At 40.0% G+C, this 12368-nt stretch carries 8 protein-coding genes and 3 pseudogenes; 7 read left to right on the forward strand and 4 right to left on the reverse strand.

Annotation, left to right across the window (positions count from 1 at the left end; genetic code table 11):
- The first annotated feature begins 324 nt into the window (after window positions 1-324).
- The 3 genes from pyrF to PVV64_RS06140 all read left to right on the forward strand — a co-directional run bounded on the left by pyrF (window position 325) and on the right by PVV64_RS06140 (window position 4422).
- Window positions 325-1170, forward strand: coding sequence for an orotidine-5'-phosphate decarboxylase (gene pyrF / locus PVV64_RS06130; protein ID WP_273760246.1), 846 nt, complete (start codon window positions 325-327; stop codon window positions 1168-1170).
- Window positions 1171-1863: 693 nt separating this feature from the next.
- Window positions 1864-3351: a histidine--tRNA ligase gene (hisS, locus tag PVV64_RS06135; protein WP_273760247.1), complete on the forward strand. Its 1488-nt coding sequence runs from the start codon at window positions 1864-1866 to the stop codon at window positions 3349-3351.
- A gap of 540 nt (window positions 3352-3891) precedes the next feature.
- Window positions 3892-4422, forward strand: a complete 531-nt coding sequence (locus PVV64_RS06140; RefSeq protein WP_273760248.1) for a replication protein — start codon at window positions 3892-3894, stop codon at window positions 4420-4422.
- A 523-nt stretch (window positions 4423-4945) separates the two neighbouring features.
- Here the strand turns inward: PVV64_RS06140 and PVV64_RS06145 are convergent.
- Together PVV64_RS06145 and PVV64_RS06150 are read right to left on the reverse strand one after the other, a co-directional pair.
- Window positions 4946-5249, reverse strand: a pseudogene (locus PVV64_RS06145) (redoxin family protein); the annotation flags it as partial.
- Between the two features lie 335 nt (window positions 5250-5584).
- Window positions 5585-6109 carry a peroxiredoxin gene (locus PVV64_RS06150; protein WP_273760249.1) on the reverse strand — a complete coding sequence of 175 codons (525 nt, stop codon included), beginning with the start codon at window positions 6107-6109 and terminating at the stop codon, window positions 5585-5587.
- A 200-nt stretch (window positions 6110-6309) separates the two neighbouring features.
- On the opposite strand from PVV64_RS06150, the gene PVV64_RS06155 reads away from it, so the two are divergent.
- The 3 genes and pseudogenes from PVV64_RS06155 to PVV64_RS06165 all read left to right on the forward strand — a co-directional run bounded on the left by PVV64_RS06155 (window position 6310) and on the right by PVV64_RS06165 (window position 9432).
- Window positions 6310-7938 (forward strand): alpha-D-glucose phosphate-specific phosphoglucomutase, encoded by a 1629-nt coding sequence (locus PVV64_RS06155; protein WP_273760250.1) that lies wholly within the window; start codon window positions 6310-6312, stop codon window positions 7936-7938.
- A 359-nt stretch (window positions 7939-8297) separates the two neighbouring features.
- Window positions 8298-8676: pseudogene (locus PVV64_RS06160) on the forward strand (helix-turn-helix domain-containing protein).
- A 375-nt stretch (window positions 8677-9051) separates the two neighbouring features.
- Window positions 9052-9432: a helix-turn-helix domain-containing protein gene (locus tag PVV64_RS06165; RefSeq protein ID WP_273760251.1), complete on the forward strand. Its 381-nt coding sequence runs from the start codon at window positions 9052-9054 to the stop codon at window positions 9430-9432.
- A 116-nt stretch (window positions 9433-9548) separates the two neighbouring features.
- Here PVV64_RS06165 and groEL read toward each other — a convergent pair.
- Window positions 9549-9788 (reverse strand): annotated as a pseudogene (groEL, locus tag PVV64_RS06170) (chaperonin GroEL); the annotation flags it as partial.
- Between the two features lie 655 nt (window positions 9789-10443).
- Window positions 10444-11832 (reverse strand): class II fumarate hydratase, encoded by a 1389-nt coding sequence (gene fumC / locus PVV64_RS06175; RefSeq protein WP_273760253.1) that lies wholly within the window; start codon window positions 11830-11832, stop codon window positions 10444-10446.
- A gap of 226 nt (window positions 11833-12058) precedes the next feature.
- On the opposite strand from fumC, the gene groES reads away from it, so the two are divergent.
- Window positions 12059-12355, forward strand: a complete 297-nt coding sequence (gene groES, locus PVV64_RS06180; protein ID WP_005864441.1) for a co-chaperone GroES — start codon at window positions 12059-12061, stop codon at window positions 12353-12355.
- Window positions 12356-12368 lie beyond the last annotated feature (13 nt).

Raw genomic sequence — 12368 nt, forward strand, 5'->3', positions numbered from 1 at the left:
TTGTGCTGAGACTGTTGTGCTTTAAGATGCTGTGATAATCCATCTTCAGATGGTGAAAAGTGTTTTTGGGCGATTTCCAAACGAGAGCTTGTTTATAGGGATTTTGCTGATTGGTGAGAGAAATATCCTCAAAGAAAGAACTGCAGAATGAATATTTTATCCCACGAGGTTTGTTTATAAAGTGCTCTATAATACTTGTTTGTTTACATCCTGTCATGAAATTTGAAAATATTTTCTTTTTGCTGAAAAGCGTGTTACCAGTCGTTTTGATCAATATGTTTCTTCTTTTTTGTATCAGAAAATTTAAACAGAGGCTTTGTAAGAATGTTTTGTTCCCGTTTTTTTAAAAATCGTGAAATCTATGGACCGCTTTGTGTTGGTTTTGACCCGAGCCATAAAGTTTTGCAATCATGGAGTTTGAGCCCTGATGATAGGGGACTTAGAGATTATTGTGATATCCTTTTAACAGCGGTTGTGGGCAATGCGGGTATTATAAAGCCGCAAGTGGCATTTTTTGAATTGTATGGTGTGGAAGGTCTTCGAGTTCTGAAAGAGCTTATAGAAAATGCACGGGAACAAGGTTTATTGGTGATCGCTGATGCAAAAAGAGGGGATATTGGTTCTACCGTTGAAGCATATGGTCAAGCTTGGCTTGGTTCAAACAGTGCTTTTAAAGCAGATGCCATAACCGCCAATGCTTTTCTTGGTTTTGATGCTCTTATTCCGATGATAAAAATTGCAGAAGAAACAGCAACAACAGTTTTTGTGGTTGTGCAATCCTCAAATCCAGAAGGTAAGGATATTCGTAATGCCCGCATTGGTGATCAAACAGTCTCTGTTCATTTGGCACAGCGCATTTGTGACTATAATAGCCAGTCTTTGGGAAAAAATCATGCTGTTGGTCCTATTGGCGCGGTTGTGGGAGCAACTCTGGGCAGTGAAGCAAAAGAGACAATCGAACAATTAAAAAATTGCTTGTTTCTTGTTCCAGGTATTGGTGCTCAGGGAGGGACGATCACACAACTGACAAATCAGTTTCCTCAAAAGCTATGGCAGAATATTATTCCTTCTATTTCAAGAGCCATTACCGATGCTGGTCCAAAGAGTGTTGATTTAAAAATGCACATTCATGATTTTGCCGAGCAGGCTAAAAATACGCTTATGTTTTAAAGATTTTTGCATAGACAAAAAATTGGAGAATCCTCATAAAAGAAGACTTTTTCGAGGAGAAAGCTTCTGTTTTGCTAAAATCAATCCTTGTTTTCCTTTTTTTAGGCTGGGAGAGGGATATACATGCAAAAGACGGGCTTTGGAAGAGGGAAAGCGTTGTTAGATAATAGAGATTACTTATTGCCTCACGCCTTGTTTCTCTCATTTAATACTCAATATGTAAACCTTATAATATCTTGTATCGCTATCCTAAACAACGCTGTTTTACGGCATAATGAGATCATTTCTGTTTTTGCATATTGAAAGAGAATTCAAAATGTCCCAAGATTCTTTCATTTCAAATCTCATCCCATGATGAATGAAGAAAAATCATGTCTCTTGTATGCACAAGTTTTGCAATAAAAATACTTGAAGATAAGGAATAAAAAGGCTTGTTATGAATCGACTCAAGACAAGGGCGCGGTGACGATCTTGGAGGGCAGAGAGAATAAAGGTGTCGTTCATAGCTTCATGCTACAAATTTTTGTAGAGCCGATTATCTCAAGGCAATTGACATTTCCTTTGTAAAGCAAAGGTTGGTGTGTGTTACACTGGTGTCTATGAGGCTTATCATTGAGAAAGCTATTGCAGGGTTTATTGCTATAAGATAAGACACATAATATCTGTAAAGACAAATTGTTGTTAGAGAATCCTATGTCATCATTACCGGAAAAAACCAAAGCACGTTTACCTCGTGGTTTTGTGGATCGCACGAGTGCACAATTATATGCAACGGAGACCATGATTGCTCAGATTCGTGAAGTTTATGAACTTTATGGTTTTGAAGCGCTGGAAACACCGATTTTTGAATATACGGATGTGTTGGGAAAGTTTTTACCTGATGCAGATCGTCCAAATGCAGGGGTTTTTTCGCTGCAAGATGATGATGAGCAATGGATGTCTTTGCGTTATGATCTCACCGCACCTCTTGCTCGTTATTTTGCAGAGAATTTTGAAACTTTGCCAAAACCTTATCGCAGTTATCGCTTGGGCTTTGTGTTCCGCAATGAAAAACCTGGACCAGGGCGATTTCGGCAATTTATGCAGTTTGATGCTGATATTGTTGGTACACCAACCGTTGCTGCGGATGCCGAAATTTGTATGATGGCAGCTGATAGTTTGGAAAAATTGGGCTTTCAGCATGATGACTATGCTATTCGGCTCAACAACCGAAAAATTCTCGAGGGGGTCTTAGAGTTGATTGGTTTGCAGGGGGATGATCAAGTTGAAAAGCGCTTAAGTGTTCTTCGTGCAATGGATAAACTGGATAAGTTTGGTCTTGAAGGGGTGCGTTTGCTGTTGGGCAAAGGGCGTTTGGATGAAAGTGGTGATTTTACAAAAGGTGCACAGCTTAAAGATAAAGAGATAGATCGTATTCTTTCTTTACTCACCGTAGAAGCTGAAACGGCAGAGGAAACGCTTGATGCTCTTAGACAAGTTGTTGATCAGAGTGAGCAAGGGCTTGAAGGGGTGCGTGAGCTTGAGGAGATGCAGGAAATCTTTGCTGCAAATGATGCTCAAAACCGCATCAAAATTGACCCCTCGGTGGTGCGGGGGTTGGAATATTATACGGGACCTGTTTTTGAGGCTGCTTTGCTTTTTGATGTTCTCAATGATGATGGACAAAAAGTTGTTTTTGGTTCCGTTGGTGGTGGGGGGCGCTATGATGGCTTGGTGGCGCGCTTTCGTGGGGAAAATATTCCAGCAACAGGTTTTTCTATTGGTATTTCACGCTTAATCGCTGCTTTGCAGAATCTTGGCAAATTGCCTGTCAAAGAAAAGACGGGGCCTGTTGTGGTGCTGATGATGGATAAAGAACCAGAAATGGTTGCGCGTTATCAAAAAATGGTCATGCAATTGCGTAATGCTGGAATTTGTACTGAACTCTATTTGGGGGCAGCAGGGATGAAGGCGCAGATGAAATATGCTGATCGCCGCCAAGCACCTTGTGTGGTTATCCAAGGTTCACAAGAGCGCGAGAGTGGAAAAATACAGATCAAGGATTTGATTGAAGGGGCGCGGTTATCCCATGAAATCAAAGATAATCAAACATGGCGTGAAAGCAGACCAGCGCAAGTGATGGTTGATGAAGAGCAATTGGTCCAAACCGTACAGGATATTTTGGCTGCCCAAAGGCGGTAAAAGTTTAAAAAAACATTCGGCTGGATTTTTGTCATTCTCTTTTAAGGATTTGTACTTTGCACATTTGAATGTGCTTATGCACAAGGGCATAAGTTGTAGTGCTTTTTTTGGCTTGTGCTGGATAAACAAGAAATGTTTTTTAGGGGTAAAGGCGTTTTATGTACTATCACCAGCCCTTTCGAAGGGATGATGAGGGCATTTTCGTGAACAAAACATGCGGGAAAGTCATCTCACTTGTATCATTCCCTTTAGTAAAGGGAAGGTGTCATTCATCTTGGTTTAAACATTTGTTTTCTCACCTGCTTGTATAAAATTCTTTGGTTTTCTTGTGCACTATACAGAATTTAGCATGTGCGGATTATGGGAGAGACCGAGAGCATTTTCTCTCAAAGATTTGTTCGTGTTTCACAAAACAATGAAAAAACTTAAATCGAACAATTTTTGACAGCAAAATATTGCATCAATTGGAAGCTGCTATAATAGTAACTAATTGATAATATTTATTTTTTTACAAAATGAATTGCTTAGTGGAGAAATACAATGGTTCAATATGATTTTACTGTGCTTTATGAAAGAAATCCTTTTATTCTTAAAAGGCCTGAGGATATTGGCAAATCATTTAAGCTTCCTCCCTCACATTTTGGCTTTGAAGATCTTCCGCAAATTACCTTTTCGGGAGCGCCTGAGAGCCGGAGGATGATTGGTGGGCTCTCATTTGTTGGATTAAAGAGTTTTTTTGTTATGTTGTGGCAAGTGGCGAAAATATCAGAGGAAGATGAGATGGATTTATGGTTTGATCAGGTTACATTAGATCATGATGTTCTTGATGAATTTTTGGATTGCGATTTTTCAACGCAAGAATCGCACTATCTTAGTTTTGAAAGTTTTAAAAAAGGTCTCAACGAATTAGAACGTTACAAAATTATTGCCAAGGGGATAAAAGAAGGGTGCTATTTCATAAATCCAGATATCTTTGGACTTCCTGAAGGTGATGAAGATTTTGAGTTCTCTGAAGAGGAAGAAGAGAATACATTGTTTACTGTAGAACACCCAAATAAACGACTGCTTTAGCGGTCGTTCTTTTCAAAGAATCTTCATTTTGAGGGCCAGTGTCTTTAAAGAGACAGTTTAAAGTATATGGTTATTCTTTACCGCAGCAAAATTGATCCTTTTGCGAGGGAGTATATATTGCTTTATTATAGGGCTATGGTTGAGGGGAGTATGTTTTTTGAGGGGGGAGAAAAATTTGTTAAGGGTGTTGATGGAGGCTGAGATGCGTTGGTCGCATATTCTTGTTATGTAATATTGGACCATATTTTCATTTATAATAATCCCCCAATATTGTCAGTTTCTTCCCTATTGCGTCCATCAAAACCATTTGCACGTTACAAGCGGAATGAGCGTGTGCGAAAAATCATAGAGGAAAGGCGTAAAATGCTTCTCGTCAATCGTTTCAGGTGCAGGTATTGCAAATATGAGGTATGACAAATTTTTCAATTTATCATTCATAAAACACAAAAAACATAAACTCCTTCTGAGGAAGGAGTTTATGCTAGAAAGTTTGCATTTGATAACTGTATAATTAGTCTTCAAATTAATTTTTCAAGGTTTTTAAAACATTTTGTGGTGAAGAAATTTCGTAAGGATCTATTGTGCAATTGTCTGCAAAACCTGGTTCTTCAAACCATTGTTCAACGACACCATCATTAATTACAGCGGCATAACGCCATGAGCGCATGCCAAAACCAATATTGTCTTTTGCAACCAGCATACCCATTTTGCGGGTGAATTTACCAAACCATCAGGAATTAATTTGATGTTTTTGATACCTTGCGCTTTGCTCCAAGCATTCATGATAAAAGCATCGTGACGGAAGGGCAATAAATTTCATCAATGCCAATTCTTGCACGTACATATTGGATCATATCTTCATTTATAATGATGATTTATCGTTATTCATATTGAATCATACCCTCAATATTGTCAGTTTCTTCCCTGTTGCGTCCATCAAAACCATTTGCACGTTACAAGCGGAATGAGCGTGTGGATAAAATTATAGAGGAAAGGCGTAAAATGCTTCTCGTCAATCGTTTCAGGCGCAGGTGTTGCAAATATGAGGGATGACAAATTTTTCAATTTATCATTCATAAAACACAAAAAACATAAACTCCTTCCTAAGAAGGAGTTTATGCTAGAAAGTTTGCATTTGATAACTGTATAATTAGTCTTCAAATTAACTTTTCAAGGTTTTTAAAATATTTTGTGGTGAAGAAATTTCGTAGGGGTCTGTTGTACAATTGTCTGCAAAACCTGGTTCTTCAAACCATTGTTCAACGACACCATCATTAATCACAGCAGCATAACGCCATGAGCGCATGCCAAAACCAATATTGTCTTTTGCAACCAGCATACCCATTTTGCGGGTGAATTCACCAGAGCCATCAGGAATTAATTTGACATTTTTGATACCTTGCGCTTTGCCCCAAGCATTCATGACAAAAGCATCATTGACGGAAAGGCAATAAATTTCATCAATGCCAACTTTTTTAAATTCATCATAGAGTTTTTCAAAATCAGGAAGCTGAAAGGTTGAGCAAGTGGGAGTAAAGGCTCCAGGAAGAGAAAAAAGAATGACCCGTTTTCCTTTAAAATATGCATCGCTGTTTACGTCTTGCCAGCGATAAGGATTATCTCCATCAACCGATTCATCACGCACACGCGTATGGAAGGTGGTGTTGGGAACTGTTCTTTTCATCATAACTATGCTCCTGTCTTCTTTATGAAATTTATGTTTTCAGCAGTCTTGGTATTTAACGACTCTTTAAGAGGGCGCCTTAAATAATCCTTGCTTTTCCGTTTAAGTGTGCAAGTATTTCGTTACCTCGTCAAGTAGAATTAACGATCGACTTTGACCGATATTCACTTTAAAATTAAAGAAAATATTTTAAAGGCGTTTTTGTGATGATAACGACAGTTTTAACCATGGCTTTTCCAGATCAAAGACTGGGAACGTCTGGTTTACGCAAGAAAGTGTCGGTTTTTCAACAGCCCCATTATGTGGAAAATTTTATACAGTCTGTTTTTAACGCTATTGGCTCTGTTGAAGGAAAACTGCTTATTCTTGGAGGCGATGGGCGCTATTTCAACCACACTCTTTTACAAACGGTCTTGAAAATGGCGGCGGCTCATGGTGTTGCTTGTGTGAAGGTGGGAAGAGGGGGCATTCTTTCCACACCGGCGGTTTCACATCTTATTCGTAAAACCCATGCTTATGGGGGATTTATTCTTTCCGCAAGTCATAATCCTGGGGGAAAAGAGGGCGATTGTGGTATCAAATATAATATTGCTAATGGTGGACCTGCTCCCGAAGCTCTATGTGAAGCTATTTTTTCAGCCTCACAACAACTTTCTTGTTATAAAATTTTTGAGGCTGCAGATGTTGATTTAGAGAGAGAAGGTACAACTTTTCTAGGATCTATGCGGATTGATATCATTGACCCTGTAGCGGATTATGTTGCTTTGATGCAGGAGATTTTTGACTTTGATTGCATTGCTCAAGCTGTGGAGAGAGGGCTTAGTTTGCGATTTGATGCCATGCATGCGGTCACAGGGCCTTATGCTCATGCAATTTTTGAAAAATGTTTAGGATTTCCTGAAGGAACGGTGGTCAATGGCATTCCTTTACCAGATTTTGGAGGGGGGCATCCAGATCCTAATTTGGTTTATGCTAAAGATCTTTATGATTTATTGATGTCTGATCAAGCACCTGATATGGGGGCAGCATCGGATGGGGATGGAGATCGTAATCTTATTATTGGGCGTGGGCAATTTGTCACGCCTTCTGATTCCTTGGCTATTATGGTTGAGCATGCCCATCTGATTAAAGGTTATCGCCAAGGTATTGTGGGGATTGCGCGTTCTATGCCAACAACGCGTGCTGTTGATTTGGTTGCTAAAAAAAGAGGATTAAATTGTTTTGAAACACCAACGGGGTGGAAATTTTTTGGATCGCTTTTGGATGCGGGAAAGGTGACTTTTTGTGGTGAAGAAAGTTTTGGAACCGGTTCTTACCATATTCGCGAAAAGGATGGTTTGTGGGCTGTATTATTTTGGTTAAATCTTTTAGCTCTCACAGGAAAATCTGTTGCAGAGATTGTGCAGCAGTATTGGAAAAACTATGGGCGTTTTTACACGTTACGTTATGATTATGAGAGCGTGGAGAGTGATAAAGCAGAAGCGCTTATAGAGCAATTGCGTGCGGATTTACCACAAGTGAGAGCGGAAATTGCTGGGTTGCGGGTGGAAAAAGCAGACGATTTTACCTATTATGATCCCGTTGATCAGAGTGTGAGTACCAAGCAGGGTATACGTGTTTTTTTTGAGAATGGCGCACGGCTTGTGGTCCGCTTATCGGGGACAGGAACGTTGGGTGCTACTTTACGGCTTTATTTTGAACAATTTGAGGGGGATCCTTGTAAACATCATCAAGATCCGCAAAAAGTGCTCCACCCTATACAAAGGGCAGCACTGGAATGGTTGAACATAGAGCAGAAATTGGGGCGCAAGCATCCTGATATTATCACATGAGAGAGCTGGATTGCTTTTAAAGATACTTTGATGTCTTTGGGGAGGGGGAGTTTATTTGTTTTCTTAAAAGAGCTCGCCTTATTTTTGAGAAGATCGTATTCTTTCAAGCTGAAGCATGATTTGATTGCAAAGGCGAAATGCTGCTGACAAAAATGATCATATGCGCAGCGACCAAGAGAGTCTTGAAAATCCGAAATCTGAGCGTGAAATAAACCCACTTTGTGGGTATCCCAGAATTCCGAGAGATTTTGCACTGTCCAAGTGCTTCCCAGCACTAAACGCAGAATGCTGACTAGGGTTCAGCATTTTCAAGCTTTCGGAATACCAATGCGAGGGTACTCGCAACCGGCGGAGGAAAAATGCAGACCAGAAATCCTCATAACGATATTTTCATTGACAAATTCATTGGCAAAAAATTCGCTTCAGACGAAACATGCTGAAAATGTCTCAAAAACAATTAGAACAGTCTTTAGGAGTAAGCTTCCAGCAAATTCAAAAATATGAAACAGGATTAAATCGTGTTGGAGCTGGGCGTTAAAGGAAATTGCCGATATCTTAAATGTTCCCATTGCCTTTTTTTACGCCGATCTCTTCACAAAACAACACACTCCCACCCATCATGATGAAGTCATCTCAAGCAGAGAAGAATATCTGCTGCTCAAAAGATTTCGCGTTCTCACCTCGATAAAACGCAGAGCGATTTTACAATTACTTTCTGAACCAAATGAAAGCTTTTAAAATCATGCGCCCCCCACAGGCTTTGTTTATCAGCATCCAGCGTATTAAAAAAGCATCCCTTTAAATGCTGATTGAATGAATAGCATGCCGCCTTTTATCTAAAGAAAAGCTGTGTTCATTTTTATTGTAAATTTCCTGAAATTACTTTATAAATTGAGAGATGCTTTGATCGCATACGCGGCGATCAAGAGGGAACTGAAAGCCCCAAGCTCTAGCGTGTAAATAGACCCACTGATGTGGGTATCCCGGGATTCCGGGAGTTTTTGCTATGTCCAGGTGTTTTAGGCACTAAAAGCAAAAAAGCTGACTAGAGCTCAGTACTTTCAGACTCCCGGAATACCAACGCGAGGGCGCTCGCAACCGGTGGGAGGGGAAATGCAAGGTAAAAATCCTCATAACGACAAATTCATTGATCAATTCGTTGGCAAAAAAATTCGCTTCAGACGAAACATGCTGAAAATGTCTCAAAAACAATTAGGACAGTCGTTAGGAGTAAGCTTCCAGCAAATTCAAAAATATGAAACAGGATTAAATCGTGTTGGAGCTGGGCGTTTAAAGGAAATTGCTGATATCTTAAATGTTCCCATTGCCTTTTTTTACGCTGATCTCTTCACACAACAACATACTCCCACCCATCATGATGAAGTCATCTCAAGCAGAGAAGAATATCTGCTGCTCAAAAGATTTCGCGTTCTCACCTCGATAAAACGCAGAGCGATTTTACAACTTCTCTCTGAGCCAAGTGAAAACTTTTAAATTATGTACTAGGGTCATATTGCCTCAATGCTTTATGCCGTTATTTTTCGCGTATTTTAATAAGCACATCCTCCACAAGGAATAAAATGCACAATCTTAAATCAATAATTCTTAAAAGCAATCAAATCACTAAATTCACCGGTTGCAGTGTTGTAACCAAAGGTATCAGCATTATTTTCCAACACTTTGCCAACGATAATCGCTGCTTCTTCACCGGAGTTGCTTGCAATTTGACGTGCTGATGCTTGGAGAATACAGTAAATGATATGAAGCTTCTGGTTAGGATTGTTTCCTTTAACAGTCAGCGCATTTACTACACGCAACAACGCGGCTCTACTATCAGCAACCATTATTTCAGTTGTGATCAGAAGGCTGGCAATTGAAACAACATTCTGCAAAACAGAACGCTACAAAATATTATCGTATTGTTCGTGAACATATTTGCTAAAGCTATCTCTTGTTGCTCTCAAGTTCATTTTGCAATGCTGCTCATAAACTCTATAATGGTAAAGTCATACCATCATCTTCACGCTTATGAAGAAGCACACTGTTACCTCAATGTCGTGAGAGCTATTGTATTTATAAGAGGTATTTTTACTGTTTGTTTCCTGCTTATACTTCAAGAGTTTTTATCTATATATCAATCCTGTTTATGGACGTGCGCGTAAAAAGTTTTATCTGCTTCACTATAAAGGGGATGAGATGAAAGAAGCGTATGGTATGTGAGAGTTCGAAATAAGAAAATTTGGTTTTCGAAGCCTTTATTCGGCATCTAAAATGGTGAGCTATCAATATGTTCATGAAAAACAGTTGGGAAGAACCTGTTATGGCTTTGTGGGGTGTAAGAGGCTCTCTTTACAAATATGCTAGGGTTGAGAAAATCTTTTACTTGTCCCAGAGGTGTTAAGATTTTTGAAGGTGTAGGTAGACTGTTAATGATACAATGACTATCGGACCGCGAACAGCCCGATAGTTAAAAAATTTGTTTCAAAAAAATTCATATCCGGCTGTTTACTTTGGAGCAATCATCTTTTTGGGATCAACCAGCCGATCATAATCCTCTGCAGAAACACCTGCTTTGAGTGCTTCAGTACGCAAAGTTGTATCATTTTTATGCGCTGCTTTGGCAATTTCGGCCGCTTTCTCATAACCAATTTCTGGGGCAAGTGCTGTCACCAGCATCAAAGAGCGCTCCATGAGAGTGTGAATATGAACCCGATTAGCACGTAATCCTTGGACACAATGGAGATCAAAAGAGCGCATGCAATCTCCAAGGAGCGTAATTGATTGCAAAACATTATAGCCAATGACAGGTTTATAAACATTGAGTTCAAAATGCCCTTGGCTGGCAGCAAATGTTACAGTGGTATGATTCCCAAATACTTGGGTTGCAACCATGGTCATTGCTTCACATTGGGTGGGGTTGACTTTGCCGGGCATGATAGAAGAGCCTGGTTCATTTTCAGGGAGGCTTAATTCGCCCAAACCTGAACGTGGACCTGATCCCAAAAAGCGGATATCGTTGGCGATCTTAAACAGATCAGCAGCAAGAGCATTGAGACTACCATGGAAATGGGCAAGGGCTCCATGATGGGCAAGCGCCTCAAATTTATTGCTGGCGGTTTTAAAGGCAACCCCTGTAAGGGTACTCATTGTTTGCGCAAAAGCAACATCAAAACCCTGTGGTGCATTGAGCCCTGTCCCGACAGCGGTTCCACCTTGGGCAAGCATCTGGACATCGGCAAGAGCTGTTTCAATACGCTGGCGATTAGCTTCGAGTGCGGCGCGGTAGCCTGAAAATTCTTGTGCTAAAGTTAAGGGTGTTGCATCTTGAGTATGGGTACGCCCGATTTTAATGATATCGGCAAATTCTTCTTCTTTTTTCTTTAAAGTGGTAATAAGGGCTTCAAGAATGGGAAATAAGTGTTGGCGTGTTTGCAGTGTGGTGGCAATGTGAAGTGCTGTGGGAAAGGAATCGTTTGAGGATTGGCTCATATTGACATGATCATTGGGGTGAACAGGACTTTTGCTCCCTAGTTTTCCTCCCAAAAGCATGCTAGCATAGTTGGCAATCACCTCATTGACATTCATATTGCTCTGCGTACCAGAACCCGTTTGCCAAACAGAGAGCGGAAAATGTGTATCAAATGCACCGGCGAGCACTTCGTCAGCAGCAGTAATGATAGCTTTGCCAATGTTTTGCGGAAGTTTCCCTTTTTCCATATTCACAAGGGCTGCGGCTTTTTTGACAAGGCTTAAGGCATAAATGATAGTGAGTGGCTGTTTTTCACTGCCAATATTAAAATTATGCAGCGAGCGTTCAGTCTGTGCTCCCCAATAACGGTCTTGACGTACCGAAATCGTCCCCAAGCTATCCGTTTCCTGACGTGTTTCACTCATGATAAGATCCTTTTATGTTGGCAAATTAATAAAAAGCTAGATAATGCAAAATAGGAAAAAGAGGCAAGACGTCAAAGTCTTTTTAAGGTAAATTATTTTTCAGAAGAATCCTTGACATTGAGAAGAGGCAATTTTATATCTTGGGTAGTGTTAGCACTCATACTTTGAGAGTGCTAGCAAGGACTTAAGATTAATGCAATTATATTAAGTTTTAAGGATTTTAAACATGGCTAATATACAATTCCGCCCGCTTCACGATCGTGTCGTTGTCCGTCGGGTTGAATCTGAAAATAAGACTGCTGGTGGGATTATCATTCCTGATACAGCAAAAGAAAAACCTCAAGAAGGTGAAGTTATTGCTATTGGCAATGGTGCTCTCGATGATAATGGAAAGCGCGTGCCTTTAGAAGTAAAAACAGGTGACCGTATCCTGTTTGGAAAATGGTCTGGAACTGAAGTAAAGATTAATGGGGAAGACCTCTTAATCATGAAAGAATCCGACATTATGGGAATTTTGGGCTAGTTTTAAGCCTTTC

Origin of the sequence: Bartonella sp. ML70XJBT.G, assembly GCF_028618575.1 — a bacterium.
Lineage (GTDB): Bacteria > Pseudomonadota > Alphaproteobacteria > Rhizobiales > Rhizobiaceae > Bartonella.